The 18,243-nt window shown below is 49.7% G+C and carries 14 protein-coding genes; 5 read left to right on the top strand and 9 right to left on the bottom strand.

The genetic code is table 11. The features are described 5' to 3' along the window. Positions 1-81 precede the first annotated feature (81 nt). Positions 82-2,967 carry an aminomethyl-transferring glycine dehydrogenase gene (gene gcvP, locus C5O19_RS23375; RefSeq protein ID WP_104715799.1) on the bottom strand — a complete coding sequence of 962 codons (2,886 nt, stop codon included), beginning with the start codon at positions 2,965-2,967 and terminating at the stop codon, positions 82-84. Positions 2,968-3,239: 272 nt separating this feature from the next. Between gcvP and C5O19_RS23370 the strand changes: the two genes are divergently transcribed. Beyond that, complete coding sequence (locus C5O19_RS23370; RefSeq protein ID WP_094815193.1) at positions 3,240-3,569, top strand: DUF3467 domain-containing protein; 330 nt, start codon at positions 3,240-3,242, stop codon at positions 3,567-3,569. A 52-nt stretch (positions 3,570-3,621) separates the two neighbouring features. Here C5O19_RS23370 and C5O19_RS23365 read toward each other — a convergent pair whose 3' ends face one another. After that, positions 3,622-3,966, bottom strand: coding sequence for a hypothetical protein (locus C5O19_RS23365; protein ID WP_317046530.1), 345 nt, complete (start codon positions 3,964-3,966; stop codon positions 3,622-3,624). Positions 3,967-4,239: 273 nt separating this feature from the next. On the opposite strand from C5O19_RS23365, the gene C5O19_RS23360 reads away from it, so the two are divergent. The 3 genes from C5O19_RS23360 (at position 4,240) to C5O19_RS23350 (ending at position 6,707) form a co-directional block, all read left to right on the top strand. Beyond that, a complete protein-coding gene (locus C5O19_RS23360; protein ID WP_104715798.1) occupies positions 4,240-5,373 on the top strand; it encodes a 5-(carboxyamino)imidazole ribonucleotide synthase in 1,134 nt (377 codons plus the stop codon). A 96-nt stretch (positions 5,374-5,469) separates the two neighbouring features. Beyond that, on the top strand, positions 5,470-5,964 hold the full coding sequence (gene purE, locus C5O19_RS23355; protein WP_104715797.1) for a 5-(carboxyamino)imidazole ribonucleotide mutase: 495 nt from the start codon (positions 5,470-5,472) through the stop codon (positions 5,962-5,964). A 71-nt stretch (positions 5,965-6,035) separates the two neighbouring features. After that, on the top strand, positions 6,036-6,707 hold the full coding sequence (locus tag C5O19_RS23350) for a LysM peptidoglycan-binding domain-containing protein (protein ID WP_165796111.1): 672 nt from the start codon (positions 6,036-6,038) through the stop codon (positions 6,705-6,707). Between the two features lie 309 nt (positions 6,708-7,016). Here C5O19_RS23350 and C5O19_RS23340 read toward each other — a convergent pair whose 3' ends face one another. The 6 genes from C5O19_RS23340 to C5O19_RS23315 all read right to left on the bottom strand — a co-directional run bounded on the left by C5O19_RS23340 (position 7,017) and on the right by C5O19_RS23315 (position 16,434). After that, positions 7,017-7,430 (bottom strand): DUF3244 domain-containing protein, encoded by a 414-nt coding sequence (locus tag C5O19_RS23340; protein WP_104715794.1) that lies wholly within the window; start codon positions 7,428-7,430, stop codon positions 7,017-7,019. A gap of 436 nt (positions 7,431-7,866) precedes the next feature. Next, entirely contained in the window at positions 7,867-9,402 is a 1,536-nt protein-coding gene (locus C5O19_RS23335) for a SusD/RagB family nutrient-binding outer membrane lipoprotein (protein WP_104715793.1), read from the bottom strand. A gap of 5 nt (positions 9,403-9,407) precedes the next feature. After that, positions 9,408-12,860, bottom strand: a complete 3,453-nt coding sequence (locus C5O19_RS23330) for a SusC/RagA family TonB-linked outer membrane protein (protein WP_243406487.1) — start codon at positions 12,858-12,860, stop codon at positions 9,408-9,410. A gap of 288 nt (positions 12,861-13,148) precedes the next feature. Further along, a complete protein-coding gene (locus tag C5O19_RS23325; RefSeq protein ID WP_104715791.1) occupies positions 13,149-14,255 on the bottom strand; it encodes a FecR family protein in 1,107 nt (368 codons plus the stop codon). Positions 14,256-14,471: 216 nt separating this feature from the next. Continuing rightward, on the bottom strand, positions 14,472-15,671 hold the full coding sequence (lhgO, locus tag C5O19_RS23320; protein WP_104715790.1) for an L-2-hydroxyglutarate oxidase: 1,200 nt from the start codon (positions 15,669-15,671) through the stop codon (positions 14,472-14,474). Positions 15,672-15,765: 94 nt separating this feature from the next. Beyond that, positions 15,766-16,434, bottom strand: coding sequence for a histidine phosphatase family protein (locus tag C5O19_RS23315; RefSeq protein WP_104715789.1), 669 nt, complete (start codon positions 16,432-16,434; stop codon positions 15,766-15,768). 225 nt (positions 16,435-16,659) lie between these two features. Between C5O19_RS23315 and C5O19_RS23310 the strand changes: the two genes are divergently transcribed. Continuing rightward, complete coding sequence (locus C5O19_RS23310) at positions 16,660-17,079, top strand: hotdog fold thioesterase (RefSeq protein WP_104715788.1); 420 nt, start codon at positions 16,660-16,662, stop codon at positions 17,077-17,079. A gap of 239 nt (positions 17,080-17,318) precedes the next feature. On the opposite strand, the gene C5O19_RS23305 is transcribed toward C5O19_RS23310, so the two are convergent. Further along, complete coding sequence (locus C5O19_RS23305; protein WP_104715787.1) at positions 17,319-18,242, bottom strand: RraA family protein; 924 nt, start codon at positions 18,240-18,242, stop codon at positions 17,319-17,321. Position 18,243: the final 1 nt, after the last annotated feature.

Genomic DNA, 18,243 nt, shown 5'->3' with positions numbered 1-18,243 from the left:
AAGACCTTCCCATCCATCCACTAACAAAAAACCTCCGGCAGTTCAACTACCGGAGGTTTAAAAAACTATCCTATCAAACGCTTACTCAGCCGTGGCGTACTCTTCCAGCGGCGGGCAGGCACAAATCAGGTTACGGTCGCCGTACGCTGAATCGATGCGGCTAACGGTTGGCCAGAATTTGCTGGCTTTCACGTAGGGCAGTGGGAAGACGGCTTTCTCCCGCGTGTAGGGACGATTCCAGGAATCCACCAATACGACGGACTGCGTATGCGGAGCCATTTTCAGGACGTTCACGGATTTATCCGCTTCGCCCGCTTCTACTTCAGCAATTTCGTTACGGATGGCAATCATCGCGTCGCAGAAACGATCCAGTTCCGCTTTCGATTCAGATTCCGTCGGCTCTACCATCAGCGTACCCGCTACCGGGAACGAAAGCGTGGGAGCGTGGAAACCATAATCCATCAAACGTTTGGCAATGTCTTCGGCTTCGATACCCGCCGACTGCTTGAACGGACGGCAGTCCAGAATCATTTCGTGCGCACAACGTCCCTGTGAACCTACGTACAACACGGGGAAGTGCGGCTCCAGACGAGCTTTGATATAGTTCGCATTCAGAATGGCCGTCTGCGTAGCGTGCGTCAGACCCTCACCACCCATCATGGCGATGTATGCATAGGAGATCGTCAGAATGCTGGCTGAACCATACGGAGCTGCGGATACGGCAGAAATGGCCTGATCGCCACCTACACCCGATACCACCGCGTGACCGGGCAGGAACGGAGCCAGGTGAGCCGCTACGCCAATGGGACCCATACCAGGACCACCACCACCGTGGGGAATGCAAAACGTTTTGTGCAGGTTCAAATGGCAAACGTCTGCTCCGATCGTACCGGGAGAGGTCAGACCTACCTGAGCGTTCATGTTTGCACCATCCATGTACACCTGTCCACCGTGTTCGTGGATCAGCTGACAAATTTCAATGATTGACTCTTCAAACACACCGTGCGTGGAAGGATACGTCACCATCAAACAGGACAGGTTCTCGCTGTACTGCTCGGCTTTCGCTTTTAGGTCGGCCAGATCGATGTTTCCGTTTTCGTCGGTTTTCGTTACGACTACCTTCATCCCCGCCATTACTGCCGAAGCCGGGTTTGTACCGTGGGCCGAAGCAGGAATCAAGGCAATATTGCGGTGCGTGTTACCCCGAGCTTCGTGGTACGCCCGGATCACCATCAAACCAGCGTATTCACCCTGTGCACCGGAATTGGGTTGCAGCGACATAGCCGCAAAACCCGTAATCTCGCACAACCAGTCATTCAGATTTTTAAATAAGGTCTGATAACCGGCCGCTTGGTCTTTCGGAGCAAAGGGGTGTAGTTTACCAAACTCAGGCCAGGTTACGGGAATCATTTCCGTGGTGGCGTTGAGTTTCATGGTACACGATCCCAGAGAGATCATGGAATGTACCAGCGATAAATCTTTATTTTCCAGCGATTTCAAATACCGCAACATTTCGTGCTCCGAATGGTGCGTATTGAAAACAGGATTGGTCAGGAAGGCGGATTGACGCGTCAGGACCTCGTTGAATTCCCAGCTAAGAGCCGATTCAACTTCATCCAAGTTAACCGATTTGCTAACCAGCGTAGAGAAAATGCCAATCAGTTGAACGGCATCCGGGTACGTCTTGGTTTCGTCAAAAGAAATGCCAACGGTATGGTCACCGAAATAACGAAGGTTGATCTCAGCAGCTTCCGTGGCGGCTTTTACTACGCTTTCGTCGGCCACTTTCACCCGAATGGTATCGAAGAACGCTTCCGTCAGCACTTCGTAGCCCAGTCCTTTCAGAGCCAGAGCCGTCAGCTGCGTCAGCGCGTGCGTACGCTGGGCAATTTTCTTCAGACCTTCGGGACCATGGTACACGGCATACGCCGCTGCCATCACCGAAAGCAATACCTGAGCCGTACAAATATTAGACGTAGCCTTTTCCCGGCGAATGTGCTGCTCGCGGGTTTGCAGGGCCATGCGAAGCGCCCGGTTTCCTTCGGCATCCACCGATACGCCGATCAGACGACCGGGCATCTGGCGTTTGTATTCGTCTTTCGTCGCGAAGTAGCCCGCGTGCGGGCCACCGTAACCCATGGGAACGCCAAACCGCTGAGCTGAACCAACCACGACGTCGGCTCCCATTTCGCCGGGAGGCGTCAGCAGGGTCAGCGCCAGCAGGTCGGCTGCTACGACTACTTTAATATCCAGTTCGTGAGCCGAGGCAATCCAGTCGCTGTAATCAAATACCGCTCCGTCCGTAGCCGGGTATTGCAGCAGGGCTCCGAAGATGTTTTCGTTGGTTAAATCAATCGTCCGGTGATCGCCTACCAGAATTTTTACCCCAATCGGCGTCGCCCGCGTGTGCAGCAGGTCGATGGTTTGGGGGTGGCAACGATCCGAAACGAAGAAGGTATCAGCCTTTGCTTTGGCACCTTTTTTCAGGGCGTGCAGCAGGTGCAGGGCTTCGGCGGCGGCCGTCGCTTCGTCGAGTAAGGAAGCATTGGCAATTTCCAGTCCCGTCAACTCAATGATCAGCGTCTGAAAGTTGAGCAGCATTTCCAGGCGGCCCTGGGAAATTTCGGCCTGATACGGGGTATAGGCCGTGTACCAGGCGGGGTTCTCCAGAATGTTGCGAAGAATAACATTCGGCGTGAAGGTATCGTAATAGCCCGTGCCGATGTAGCTCTTGTAAACTTTATTTTGACTCGCTAATTTCTTGAATTCGTCCAAAAACTGAAATTCCGTTTGAGCCGGGGGAAGATTCAGGGATTGGCCCCGACGGATGGCAGAGGGAATCGTTTGGCTGATGAGTTCTTCAACCGATTTTACGCCAATTTCAGACAGCATAGCCTGACGATCGGCCTCATCTGCGTTGTTATGACGATTTTCGAAAAGTTCCTGGTAACGAAGAGCAACCTTCATGGAGCAATATTGTTGATGGAAACAAAGGACAAATATACGGGAAAAGCCGGGCCTATCCTTTAAAAAAGAACTAGGTTTTCTACAAAATCAGGTAAAACGAGGAAACGACTTCTGGTATGGACCTTTTTACGCTTTTCGAGTTGACTTTTTGCAAATCCGGCCGTCGATTACCTACTTTAGTTTTCTTCTGAAAAGAATTCGATTTGTGGCTGAGAAGTTCGCCCGGGTCTCATTTAAATTTTACGAAACGCATTTATTTAATGACTACTGATATGTCCAATCAACCAACTGCCGAGCAGAACGACCCAATCGAAATTGAACTGTCCGAAGAGATGGCGGAAGGAACGTATGCTAACCTGGCCATCATTTCGCATTCGCAGAGTGAATTCGTGATTGACTTTGTGCGGTTAATGCCCAATGTACCCAAGGCGAAAGTGAAATCCCGTGTGATCATTACCCCCGATCACGCGTTGCGTCTGATGAATGCCCTGCAGGATAATCTGGCAAAATACGAAGAAAATTATGGTCCGATTAACGAAGGAGGGGGCCCGTCGGGCTTTCAGTTACCAGGGCATTACAACGGCCCCGTAGGGGAGGCTTAAGTAAAGATCAACCTCACCAAAACTGCCAGCCCAATCGCTGGCAGTTTTGGTTTTAGAAGCGTAAGAAGCCCCAGAAGGGACGTTTGGATAGATACGTCAGTAAACGTTCGTGTTGGTATGCCTCTCGCTCGAAGCGAATGGCATGGTAAGCCGCATTCGCGGAATAGCCGCTCAGGCGATACCAGTAGTATTCCGTTACGTACCAGAGGTAGAAAGGGAAGACCAGTAGCTCCGCCTGTTGCCGAATATGAATACGTTCATGATTCATCAGCCAGGCCGAGGGCTGTGGCATCGTGACAATGATGAAAGGCCAGAGCGTGATGCCATTGATGGGCAGGCCGGGTACGTAAAGCGTAAGCGGCCAGCCGGTATGTTTCAGGAATCGATAGGGTTTCATGACTAAGAAAGGGATTGGAATGTTTTCAAGTGGCCGGATGCCCTCTGCATAATGCTGTGGCTGACTTCTCTTTTAGGACTTCAATGTTCGCTATAGACGTTGCCAAGCTACCCTACATTTCCTACCGGGCTATTCATGGTTGAACCCCTTTGGGGGTTTTAAGACTTCCGGCAACGTTCGTCAGGGGACAAGATTAACACCAAACTCCCAACGCTAAACTCAAAACTCCGCCTAAAAATTACGCAACTTCCTTTAGCCCTGTATCTTTGCGGCATGTTTACTCCTCATACTCGGCTCGGCATTTTGGGCGGTGGCCAATTAGGCCGGATGCTACTACAGGTAGCTATCGATTTTGACTTATCCATCAAAGTACTCGATCCGGATCCGGATGCTCCCTGTGCCCGCATCGCACCGGAATTTGTGCTAGGATCGTTTCAGGATTTTGATACCGTATACGCTTTTGGAAAGGACCTGGACGTGCTGACGATTGAAATTGAAGCCGTCAATCTGGAGGCCCTCAAGCAGTTACAAAGCGAAGGGGTACGCGTATTTCCGCAACCGGAAATCGTGGAAATTATTCAGGATAAACGCGTACAGAAGCAGTTTTTCCGCGATCATCACTTACCTACGTCCGATTTCATTCTGACTGAAAACCGGGAAGACGCCCGGCAGTACGCCGATTTCCTGCCCGCTTTTCATAAACTGGGTAAAGGAGGTTACGACGGTCGTGGGGTACAACGCATCGCCACCCCGGCCGATTTCGATAAAGCCTTCGATGCTCCGGGGTTACTGGAAAAAGCCGTTGATTTTGAAAAAGAACTAGCCGTCATTGTTGCTCGTAACCAGCGCGGTGATGTGAAAACTTTTCCTACCGTAGAAATGGTTTTCCATCCCGAAGCCAATATGGTCGAGTACCTGTTTGCTCCGGCTTCGGTGAGTGAAGAAATCAATGCCCGGGCTCAGTTCGTAGCCAGTCGTACGGCGGAAGCGTTCGGGATTGTCGGTTTGCTGGCGGTAGAAATGTTTCTAACCAAAGACGGTGAAATTCTCATCAACGAAGTAGCCCCTCGTCCGCATAACTCGGGTCACCATACCTTGCGGGCCAATGATGTCAGCCAGTTTGAGCAACACCTGCGGGCCGTACTTAATTACCCCTTGGGCGATACCCACGCTCATTCTTACGCGGCGATGATTAATCTGCTCGGGGCCGAAGGCTACGAAGGGGAAGCCCGCTACGAAGGCATGGAGACCCTGCTGGAAACCCCCGGTGTACATCCCTTCCTGTACGGCAAGACCATGACCAAGCCTTTCCGGAAAATGGGCCACGTCACCATCGTCGATAAAGAGCTGGAAAGCCTCAAACGAAAAGTAGAAAATCTAAAAAACGCAGTTCGCATTATCGCATAGGGTTTCGGGTTTTGAGTTAAGCGTTTTGAGTTGCAGTGCAACCAGTCGCTATACAATCGATTAACTCAAAACCCAAAACCCAAAACTCAAAACACAATGATTGGAATCATCATGGGCAGCATTTCGGACCTGAAGGTCATGCAGGAAGCTGTCGACGTTTGTAATGAATTTGGCGTACCGTACGAAATTGATATTGTATCCGCCCACCGCACCCCTTTAAAAATGATTGAGTACGCTCAATCCGCCCGCGAGCGAGGTATTGACGTCATCATCGCCGGAGCTGGTGGAGCGGCTCACTTGCCAGGTATGGTCGCCAGTGTTACCACGTTGCCCGTGATTGGGGTACCGGTTAAGTCGTCGAATTCCATCGATGGCTGGGACTCGGTACTCTCCATCCTGCAGATGCCGGGAGGCGTACCCGTGGCCACGGTAGCTTTAAATGGAGCAAAAAATGCCGGAATTTTAGCGATCCAGATTTTAGGAGTTGCAAATAAAGAAATCGCCGATAAATTGCAGGACTATAAAATTTCGTTAGAAACAAAAGTGGCTGAAATGAGCCAGCAGGCTCGTGAAGGTTTGCCTCCAGCTTAAACAGACGTAATTTAATCTCAGCCCACTCGAAGGGAAGGCCGTTAGCGGTCCTCACCACTATCATGAACGCTATGGAAGAACGAAACCCCAAAGAAGGCTCCAGTCTACCCACCATTACGCTCGGCGTGCTCGTTATTGTAGTCGTTGCCCTGCTGTATATTGGCTACGCGTATTTTATGGATGAAGACGCCGTGACGCTGACGCCGCAGAAAGTAGAAACGGCAGCTTTTACAGATGCTAGTTCCGAAAACGTAGCTTCGGACGTACCCACACCGCCCGCCGTACAACCGGAAGCCATTGATGCTACGCCGACGATGGGCCCTACGGGTACGACGGATACGGCTACTGAAACGAAGAAGCCGGTAGCAAAAACGGAGAAAAAAGAAGAAAAGAAAGAGGAGAAAAAGGCGGAAAAGAGCACGGAGGCAGTCGTCGCCCGGGGTGGGGCTATTTCTTATAAAGTCAATGGTGGACAGACCTTCTACAGCATTGCTACGAAGTATGGTCTCTCCGAAAGTCGGCTTAAGGCGGCGAACCCTGATGTAGATCCGACAAAATTACAGGCGGGGAAAAATCTGAAGATTCCCGTCTACGCGACGCATACCGTGGGAAAGGGCGATATTTTACGCGTCGTAGCCCAGAAATATGGCGTGACGGTAGACGCTTTGATGAAAGCGAATGGGAAGACGAAGAACTACGTAGAGAAAGGGGAAAAATTAATTATTCCTTATCCCAAAAAATAGAAAAGCGATCTTTGATTCCTTATTGAAAATGCGGTTTTGTTCAGGCAAAACCGCATTTTTTCGTACTAAAAAGAGGGAAGCATTTATAAAAATTTTGAAAATAGGACCTTTGAAGGTTTTGATTTCCCGAATAAATAACTTATGTTTGAACATCATTTATTGTTTTCATGGCTTTTACGGGAAAGACTCGGTGGAATCCGCCGGGTTTTTTTATGCCCTTTACTTTCCCTTGCTTAAACCCGAATCCATAAAAAAACGGCGACCCTCTTTCGAAAGTCACCGTTCTTGGGGAAATCGTTTTGAATCTGCTTATTTCACTGTAGCGGCGGCGTCTTCAGATACATATACGTAACGTACCGCAGCAGCCGTCGTAATACGTACCGGGTGTACAACCATACGGTTCGCATCTGAAATGGTCAGCGTATAATCACCGTCGGATAACTGACTCAAATCTATAACCTGAGCCACGTGTGTCGTATTCTTCGAGATGTATTGTTCGTTGAGAACGTTATTCTTCTGGTCACGAATCGTGATCGTTAAACGTTGACCTGCCTGTTTATCAACAAAGCAATAAAATTGCGTCGCTTTTTTACCCTTGAAGACATTCGTCTGGAAGGTGTTCGCCTCATTCTCCGTACCGGGATTTTTTTCCAGATCCGTGGCTTGGGCAGCGAACGTACTCAGGGTAAGCAGAAGGGCAAGGGACTTGATGATGTTTTTCATGGCTGTGTGCTAAATCAATGTGTCTTTGTTTTAAAGACGTTTCAAAAGTATAGTTGATTGATGGTTGAAAGAAGAAGAAAGCAGTCAAACGGAATATTATTTGGATGATCGGTTTAAATCGCCTGTCCAACGAACTTCTTCAGAACGGCTGCAAAGGTACATTGACGATTTCCAAATGAACAAATTTTTGTACATAATTTTTTGATTATCAAATAGTTAATAAATATAAATTGTACAATACCTTGAAGTTTGTTCGTCGTTTTTGAACGTGAATAGTAATCTATAACGATTATAGATAATGGCATAATTCAAAATATTATTCTGTTTTAAAGCCATGGGCTATTCAAGTCATTGGCTTCTTTCGTACATATCCATAGAAACAAAAAGCGTCCGGAAATAGGCTCCCGGACGCTCTAGTAGTAGAAATTTGTACTTTTTAGGGTTTATCCCAGAAAACTCGCGTTTCCAGGTCATCTGGACCCTGCCGGCTTACCGCAGCATTGTAATTTTCCGCGTTAACGGATTGTTCCAGAATCGGGTAGGTAAGGCGACGGATAAAATCTCCGGCAATGGTTCGGCCGGGATATTTATTCGGGGTCAATACCGGAAATCCACTACGCCGCCAGTTGGCAAATGCTTCCGGGCCATTTAGAAAGGAAGCAACCCAGTACTGGCTATTGATCTGTTCCAATCCACGGGCAGCCGTATAAGGCTGAGCGGCTAGGTATTCATCAATCGCCGTCTGAGGGATCGTAGCTGAAGCATCGTAATCTTTCATCTGATTCATGTGAGCCGCTACGCCCGTTTTGTATAGATCAGCCGCCGAAGCTTGAATCCAGCCCCGTTGAGCGGCCTCAGCCAGTAGCAACTGCGTTTGGGCGTAGGTCACATAGTACGTAGGGCCATCTACCTTCCCGACCGTCCGACGATTGATCTGGGAATAATTCCAGCCCCCCGAAGCTACTTTTCCGGGGAAGTTAGGAGCACTGCCAATGGAGCCATCATCGTAACCGAAGGGCATACCGATCTGATTAGCAAACGTGCGATCTACAGTCGTTTGTTCAGGGTTTTTGGAAGGTTCGCCGTAGCGTACGGCAATCACGGTAAGCCGGGGATCATTCGTCGATTTTAAATACGATACAAACGGAGCACCTACGTACAAATTCGCTTTTTCCGTATTGTTCCAAAGATTCCCGAGCGGATTGGTGTAAATGCTGGAATACTGAATTCTGACATTGTCGTCGTTCGATTGCAGTACACCACCCTGATAGGCTTTCTGAGCCAGAGCCTGGGCTTTAGCTGGATCCGTTTTCGAGTACCGCATCCCGATTCGCAGTAAAAGCGAATAACCCAGCCGTTTCCATTTCGCTACGTTTCCCTGATAAAATAAATCACCCGTTTCAATGCGTTTGGCGGCGTTAAGTCCGGCAATGGCTCCTTCGAGTTCTTTGACCAGGTCCGCATAAATTTCCGCTTGAGGGTCGTACTTCGGTAGCTTATTCCCGGAAATATAGGCTTTACCCGCGTCGAAATAGGGAACATCGCCGTAGGTGTCTACCAAAACCTGAAACACGTAGGCTCGCCAGATGCGGGACATGTGGTAAAGGTTCGTCCGCGAACTGTCGGCTTTGGTTTGATCCAGTACCGCCGTGAGCAGCTTGATGGGACCATTGTTGCCGTTGTTGGTACCACTGTAGAGGTACAGCCAGTTGACCCGCGTATTGTCCCGGTAATCCTGATTCAGGTTCGCTCCCGTATTGACCCCTCCGAAAGGTGTATTGACCTGTTGGACAATCGCGGCTTCGTAAAACATCGTCTGGGAAGCGAGTGTCGTATTGAGCTGGGCGTTGGAAAACAAATACACTGGATCAATATTCGTGGATTGGGTCGGATTGGTATTGATATTTTCGAAATCTTTATCGCAACTGCTCAGGCCCGCAGCCATCGCCAGAAGTATCAGTATCTTTTTCATGTGAATCAAAATTTCAGGTTCAAATTCATACCGTAGCTGCGACTCGTCGGAAGTGTATGCGTTTCAATCCCCTGAATGTTATCAGACGCTCCGTTCACCGCTTCCGGATCTAGATTGGGCAGGTGTTTTTTGATGAGCAGTACGTTGTTACAAAGGGCGGAAACCGTCAGGTTCTTCACGAATGATTTACGAACGAAACGGGACAGATCGTAACTCACCGAGAGCGAACGCCAGCGAATGAAACTAGCATTGTAGACAAAACGCTCGGCGTTGTTCGTACTCCGATAGCTGGAGTAAAAATCTTCGGCTTCCACGCGGGTCGTGTTGGGAGCCCCTTCGGCCGTTACGCCTTCGAAGAGTACGCCGCCTTCACGACCGACCAGCGATTCTTTCGCCAGTCCATGACGCAAGAAGTTCAGGTTAGAATTAGAGATGATTTTATGGCCTCCCTTGAAATCCACCTGCGTAAAGATGCGGAAACCCGCCACGGTAAAGGTGTTGATCCAGCCGCCCGTATACTTGGGAATTGCACTGCCGAAGGTCGTGATCGGGCCCGCTACGGGCTTGCCGCCGGCGGTGATGATCCGGCCCTGGTTATCGCGTTTATAGGCAATGCCGCGAAGCGAAGCCATCGGCATACCGACCTCGTGCCAAACTTCACCAAAAAAGTCACCCTGACCTACTTTTAAACGGGCCTGTCCGTCGGCCAAGGCGAGTACTTCACTTTCGTTGTAAGTAAAGTTGAAGGAAGTTTCCCAGGTGAATTTTTCTTTCCGAACCGGAATCAAGGTCAGTAAAGCTTCAATACCCTTGTTACGAAGTTGTCCCACGTTTACTTTTGATTTGTTGTAGCCCGAAGCCGTTGAAATATCCACGTTCAGAATTTCATCAACCGTTTTCTTGTTGTAATAGGCTACATCCAAATTGATACGGCTGTCCAGGGTACGGAACTCCAGCCCTAATTCCGCTTCTTTCACCTTTAAAGGCTTCAAGTCCGGATTCGGGCTGACATCGCTGGTAATATAACCCAGGGCTTGTCCCTGCAAAGGGTTCGCGTTGAGGTTGTAGAACAAAGCATTCTGGTAGGGATCCGTATCACCGCCGACTTCCGCGTACGCTGCCCGAATTTTCGCAAAATTCATCCAGGTCGGCCGCTCCTTGATGGCATCACTCAGAACAAAACTACCGCTGACGGAAGGATACAGGTAGCTGTTGGATTTCGGATTCAGCGTAGAGAACCAGTCATTCCGGGCTGTGACATTCAGGAATAAAAAGTTCTTGTAGGAAAGCTCCGCTACGCCATACAGCGAATTCACCCGTTTTTTGGAGTAACCGTACTGCGGCTCCTTATTCTGTCCGTTCATGATGGTATACAAATCCCGGATGTAGAAGTTGGTAGCCGAAGCGTTGTTACTCGTGAAAATTTGCTGGAGCGAGTTTCCACCTAGGGTTACGTCAAGGCCAAAATTACCCATCTTGTGACTGCCGCCGATCAGGAAATCCAGGTTTCGCTCGCGGAAGGTATTCACTTCCTGGTAGTAATAGCCATTGAATCCCGTCGCCGCTGCGGCTACTGAACGGGTACCCGTAGGACGGTTAAAATCGTAAGGACGCGTGAAGTAATCCTGCCCAATCCGGCCCTGCACGTAGAGCCAGTCGGTCAGTTGGTAGCGCACCGAAGCGTTACCGAAAATACGGTCCCGGCGAACGTGCTCGAAGCGATCATACGCTACCCAGTACGGGTTGTTCCGATTGGTGAAACGTGAGGTAGCCCGTTCATACCCGTTTTCGTCGTAGCGGTTTTCTTCGAGCGTCTTCATCGCCACAGAAGTAGCCGTGGTGTAAACGGTAGTATTGGCGTTGAGATCCTGTAAGCCAATCTGAGGGGGATTGTGGTTGTACTCGTTGGAGTAGTTGGCATTCAACTGTACCGACAGCTTCGGTGTGAAGTTGTAATTCAGTCCCAGGTTTAAAATTTGTTTGTGGAAATCCGAATTCGGCATAATCGACGTAGCGTCCATATTCGAGAAGGATAGGCGGAAGCCCCCTTTCTCATTTCCTCCGGAGAGGGCTACGGAATTATTCCAGCTTGTACCCGTGCGATAAAAATCCCGGATGCGGTGGCGTTGAGGCAGGTAGGGCCGCTGTACCCCATCAAATTGATACGTAGGCTTTCCATCAAACCGTTCTCCGAAGCTAAATACACCCGAGCTCTGGGCATCGCCTACGCTTTGTGGACGTTTGCCGTATTCACCCTGACCGTAGTCGTACTGGAAATCGGTATAATCTAAGGCCTGGTCGGCGATGAAGTTCGAGTTGACCTCCACGCCAATGCCCTGTCCCACTTGCCCGGTTTTGGTCGTAATAACAATCGCTCCATCCTTCGCCCGAAAACCGTACAAAGCCGCCGCCGTTGACCCCTTCAGTACCGTAATACTCTGAATATCGTCCTGATTAATACTCTGTAAACCGTCACCACCGTCGGAAGCCGAGCCGCTTCGGTTCGTCGTACCATCCCCATCGCCCTGACGGCTGGAAAAGTTGGTATTGTTGATGGGTACACCGTTGACGATGATCAGGGGAGAGTTGTCGCCCTTAAACGAAGACTGGCCCCGAATCCGGATTTTCGAAGTACCGCCCGGTCCGCCCGCCGGAGCCGTAACGTTTACGCCCGCTACTTTTCCCTGTAAACTATTACCGAGGTTAACCGTGCGGTTGGTCGTGATCTGTTCGGTATTCACCGTTGAGGTGGAATAGCCTAGTTTCTTTGCTTCCCGCTTAATACCAAGGGCCGTTACGACTACTTCCGAAAGGGCCGTTGTACCGGCTTTGAGGGTGATATTAATGACGCTCTGATTGGCCAGCGGTACCTCGCTGGGCATATAGCCTACTGAGGTAAAGACCAGGACACCTGTCGTATTGTCGGGAATATTGAGTGAATACTGACCTTCCGCATTGGTAGTGGTACCAATGGAAGGGTTATCCTTTAGCCGAACGTTAGCTCCCGGAATGGGTTGCCCATTTTCATCACTCACTTTACCCGTAACCGTTGCCTGTGGTACGGGGACTAGACTGGCTTCGGGCAGGGAGGTTTCGCTGATGGTTCTTCGTTTGAGAATAATCTGATTCCCAACCACCTCGTAACTCAATCGCAAGGGTTGGAGCAGGCGGTCCAGAACAACGGTGAGTTTTTCATCGACCACGGAAAGGCTGACCTTTCGTTTCGTTCCAACGAGCTGCGGACTATACGAAAACTTGACATCCGCTGTTTTTTCTAATTGGTTCAATACGGTACTGAAATCATCGTGATCGACCCGTAAGGTAACGCGTCGATCGAGTACTTCCTGCCTAGGGGACGCCAAGGCTCGACCCGGTAAGACCCAGCTCAGCAGGAGAGGAATGATAAGCAAGCTCATCAAAGACCAGCCTACGCCGCGAAAAAATAATGGTTTGTTCATAAATGATAGAAGTTAGAAGTAAAAGGCAGGCAATCCTTTCCCGGCATCCGCTTTGCCGGGGATGGGCCATCGAAAAAAGGTACTTACGCGTACTTTAGGTTTTGTTCGTACTATAAATTAAAAGACTGGCTTTCAGGGAAGTAGTTCAGAGCTGATGAGGAAGAATGGCCCACCCCCCTTCCCTTTTACGGGGAAGGGGAGTAGACCGGTACTTGTTCAAGGTGCTTACCATAGCGTAAGCGATTTAGAGGTTAAGCTAATGGACTATAAATCAAAGTAATTTCAGCGCTAAGGGTTGGCTGGACAGCCGTGGCCCGTTATAACAATCTGGGCGTCGAGGACTTGGTACTGAGCCTCGATACTTTTACAGATAATTTCAAGCTTGCGAAACAGCGGTTCATCGGTCAGATCCGCCGTCAATTGGCAGTTTCGGAGCGTTTCTTCGTCGAATACTACCTGTACCCCATAGGCTTTTTCTACGGCTTCGAACACCGTTTTTACGGATGTATTACGAAACGTAAAGGGCGGAATACTGGGCTTGGCCTGGGATAGAACGACCGGTTCGGTCACCAGTGATTTCGTCATGCGTACGTCCTGCCGGGAGTACGTGATTTGCTGGTTGGGACTCAGTACAAGCCCTTCGAGCTCGCGGGAGCTGGCTTTTTCTTTGACACGGGCGTCTGACTGGGCAAATACGGACACTCGTCCCGTGCGTACGGTCACGATCACCTGCTGATCTTTAGGGAAAGCCCGTACGTTAAAACTGGTGCCTAATACTTTCGCAATCAATTCGTTAGCGTATACAAAAAAGGGCTGTTTCGGATTTTTAGCTACCTCAAACAAGGCTTCTCCCGAAAGATAAACCTCCCGCTTATCCGCTGCAAATTGGACCGGATAACTTAACCGACTGCCCGGGTTGAGGATGATGGAACTACCATCCTGTAAGGTAAGCGTCTGGGCATGATCGGTCGTATTGACCCATTCCTTCAGCGGAACTTCGGAAGTCGAACGTAAGCTCTGGTAGGGCTGACTGGAGCTGCGGTAACTGTACCAAAAGCCCCAACTGAGCAGAAAAGCGAGGCAGGCAGCCGTAGCCCAGGTCCAACGTTGGCGATACAGCGGCAGTTTTCGTACGTATGAAGGATGAGTGCGTCGGGTAATTTCTAGCCAAGCCTCTTCTTGTTCAGCAGTAGTGGGGTCTGGCGTCTTTTCTTTGGATAGTTCGGCTAAATCCAATACCAGTTCAGCGGCTTGGCGGATGGTTTCGGTTTGTTCGGGATAATCGGTTAGGAATTCGTACCAGAATTGCCGGGTGGCCGCATCGGGATTTTGTACCCACTTTCGGAAGTAGGAATCCGCTACAAAATCCTCACGTTTAAAATCCTGGTAGTTCATCTTCAATTGATTTAACACCAAGAGGAAGCAAGGGGTGATTTTAACTCACCTCGTATGAAAAAAAGTGTAAAAAATTTAATTTTTAAGGGTTTTGTAATTTTAAATAGCTGATTGTTAGCTTTTTATATTTTTTCTCTTTTTAGAGAAAACGTAATCTTTATAGAAAAAAAGCCGCTCAACGAGGAGCGGCTTTTCAGGCAATAAAAAAACGATCACTTAAAAACGTTTGAGAGCCATTTCCGAAACCGTCAGGCCAATGGAAAGGGAAGAAGTAGCCGCTGGCGAAGGAGCATTAAGTACGTTGATGACTTTTTCATCTTCCAGAATGGCAAAATCATCCAGCAAACCCCCGGTTCGATCACAGGCTTGGGCCCGTACGCCCGCTCCGCCCGGAATTAGATCATGCTCCTGAATATCGGGAATCAATTCCTGCAGGGCTTTGGTAAAAGCCGCTTTGGAAAAGCTCCGGTACATTTCGCCCAGACCCGTTTGCCAGTATTTAGCGGCTACCTTCTGAAAGCCCGGCCAGGCAAAGGTTTCCCAGAGTTCTTTAAAATTAATGTCGAGTTTCTTGTATCCTTCGCGGCGGAAAGCCAGTACAGCATTCGGCCCTGCTTCCACGCCTCCGCCAATCATGCGGGTAAAGTGTACGCCCAGGAACGGGAAGTTAGGGTCGGGTACGGGATAAATCAGGTTGCGTACCAGGTGCTGCCGTTCGGGCCGGAGTTCGTAGTACTCGCCGCGGAAAGGCGTAATGCGTACGTTGACGGGCTGATCCTGGGAAAGCTGAGCCACTTTGTCCGAATACAAACCCGCACAATTGATAACCAGCTTAGTTTCGTAGGTCCCCCGCGTCGTTTTGACGATGCTTAGGGATTGCCCCTTGGTAATGCCGATGACCTGTTCGCCCAGGTGGAGCAGGCCATCGAGGGCCTGTAACTTTTCGGCGTATTTTTCGGCGACGGCCGTGTAATTGATGATCCCCGTATAGGGTACAAACATCGCGTCAACGCCCGCTACGTACGGCTCAATTTCCCGCATTTCGCCGAGGCTAATCCGACGGATTTGGTTGAGTCCGTTTTGCTGGCCGCGTTGGTACAGGTTTTCCAGCAGGGGAATTTGTTCGTTCTTGGTAGCTACTACAATCTTGCCGCACAAATCATAAGGAATTCCTTCTGTTCGGGCAAAATCGAGTAGCATGTCGTAACCTCGAATGCAATTAGTGGCTTTTAAGCTGCCGGGTTTATAATACAGGCCGGAGTGAATCACGCCGGAATTATGACCCGTCTGGTGCATGGCGACCCGCCGTTCTTTTTCCAGCACTAACACCTTTAGCTGGGGACGCTGCCGTTTGATTTGCAGAGCTGTAGCCAACCCTACAATGCCACCGCCAATAAGAGTAATATCGTATACCATGGGAAGAGCGTCCGGTGTTTAGGGTTTTGAAGCTTGGCGTTCGCTAGAAAAACCTGCTCGAACGCTAACCCCAAAACGCCAAACCCAAAACGCATTAAGAATTACTCACTTCAGGTTCTTTCGCCAGACCGGCCAGGTGGCGGGTATCATTACCGATTTCGAGCGTGAAGTGATTGGTGTCGTAGTCGTAACGGATTTTATAGAGACACAAATTCGAGTGTTCCCAATGATCCATTTCCGAAAGGGGTTCGTTGAACAGATACGTCAATAGAATCCGAATCGCTCGACCATGCATACAAATCAAGACGACTTCTTCCTCGGGTCGACTTAGCACGTGGTCAATGACGGGAACCTGACGTTGCAGTACGCTCAGCGGGCTGTCACCACCAAGGGCCGGAACGTCCACATTACCGATTCGCCAGTTATAAATCATACTGCGATAATACTCATCTTCGGTATAGTGCGGCGTTTTGCCTTCCATGGCACCCCAGCCAAACTCATTCAGGCCCGCATGTTGTTCGTAAGGAATGCCTGCATCAATAAAACCCTGAACCGATTGCACGGTACGTTTCAGAGCTGAGGTATAAATCCGATCGAAGGGGATCTGTTTATACGCTTCATAAAAGGCCTGAGCCTGAGCTTGGCCCATTTCGTTCAGGTCCGAATCAACGCCCGATCCCTGTACGATTCCTAATCGATTGTATTCGGTTTCACCGTGCCGAACCAGATAAATGATTTTCAAAGTGTGTTGGGGGGTGAGCATGGGCCCACTGTTTTAAGTATGTGGAAATCAAACTTTCGCTAAAACACTTGAGATCAGAGTCATGGCTCGCGTAAAATTTCCGCAAAAGTACGGATTCCTGAGCGAGTCTGTCATGCTTGTATCAATAAAATGGTAGTTATTTTACCAAACACCCGTATTTTACCGGCTAGGACGCTGCAAATCCAAAACAGGACTTCAAACACGCATTCATTAAAATATACGTAAATGATCATTCATACGGATATTACGCCTGAACGTTTAAATGAACTTAATCAGGGTTCGGCCGCTAGTCACCTCGGCATTGAATTCACGCAGATTGGTGACGATTACGTAGAGGCTCGTATGCCCGTGGACGCCCGGACGCGACAACCTTTTGGGCTGTTGCACGGGGGAGCGTCCGTACTACTGGCCGAAACGCTGGGTAGCGTAGCGGCCTATACCTGTATTGGTGAAGGGAAAATAGCTGTCGGACTGGACATCAATGCCAATCACGTAAGAGGGGTGAAGGAAGGGTATGTATACGGACGGGCCACGCCCATCCATCTGGGAAAATCAACCCACGTCTGGGAGATTCGTATTACTAACGAAAATCAACAGTTAGTTTGTATAAGTCGGCTTACCATGGCGATTCTGGATAAGCATTAGGGGTGGGTTAATGGTTTTCGTGGATGGTTTGGGCATTTGTTTTGGATTAAATATCCTCCCAGGGGTACAGGTTAGGAAACGTGCACCAATAGCCTTGGGCATGCCTGTTGGGTAACCCCGAAGTCTTCCCTGTAAATAGTCCCGTATACGGGGTCCCTTCAAAACGTCAAAAGGACATAACCTCCTGCCTGACAAGAGCCTACGTCCTTTCGACGATTAACTACAACCAATCCATCCACCTACAGCTTCTTAATCCGCTCTTCCAGCTGTGCCGCCGACATCTTGACTTTTTCAGGGTGAGCCTTGAGCCAGTCGCGAAACGTTTGTACAATGGCAGGCGACCATTTCATATCGATTTCGCCGGGGGTGTACTTGCCTTCGCGAAGCATCTGGTGGCCAAAGTCATCCGTCAGAGCAATCCATTCGGAAGAGGTAATCACCTTTTCAGCCAGGTGAGCGGGAATGAAAATCACCCCTTCCGTTTTTCCCAGAACCAGATCACCCGGTACTACCGTCGCCCGGCCAATACGAATGGGATAGTTAATACCCGTCATGAGCATGTCTTTGATAAACGAAGGATCAAAGCCCCGAACGAAACCCGTAAAGCCTTCAATTTCTTCGAGGCCTTCCAGATCGCGAACGCTGCCATCAAAGACGACACCGGTTTTGGATTTGGCGTAGATGGAATTACCGAGGTTATCCCCAATCAGAGTACCGTCGACGAGTTTACCGAAGCCATCGGCTACGTATACGTCATTTTCGGTAAGTTGATCAATGGGCCAGGAGTTAGGGGCTCCTTTGCGGTTTTCCGCTTTCCCTTTTTCCTTCACTGGATTTTCCATATCGGGCCGAGAGGGCATGTATTGAGCCGTGAGTACCCGGCCCGCGAGTACTTTTCCCGGACTAATTCGCATCCAGCCCGCCTCAAACTGATTGGTATACCCTTCATTGCGAAGCACACCCCAGGCTTCTTCCAGCGAAATATCCTTGAGTCGCTTTACCAGATCATCCGGCACTTTGGGCCGCCCGTCCGGGAAGCGTTCGCCCTTATACTGCGAAGTGTAGGTTTGAATCAGCTCTTTGGGAGCATTGATGTGCTGGGCTGATGTACGCAACTGGGCCGCTAGCAACAGAGAAGCCACTACTACGAATGAAAAACGCATA

Origin of the sequence: Siphonobacter curvatus (assembly GCF_002943425.1) — a bacterium.
GTDB classification, from domain to species: Bacteria; Bacteroidota; Bacteroidia; order Cytophagales; family Spirosomataceae; genus Siphonobacter; species Siphonobacter curvatus.
This window is presented reverse-complemented; position numbering and strand designations above follow the sequence as displayed.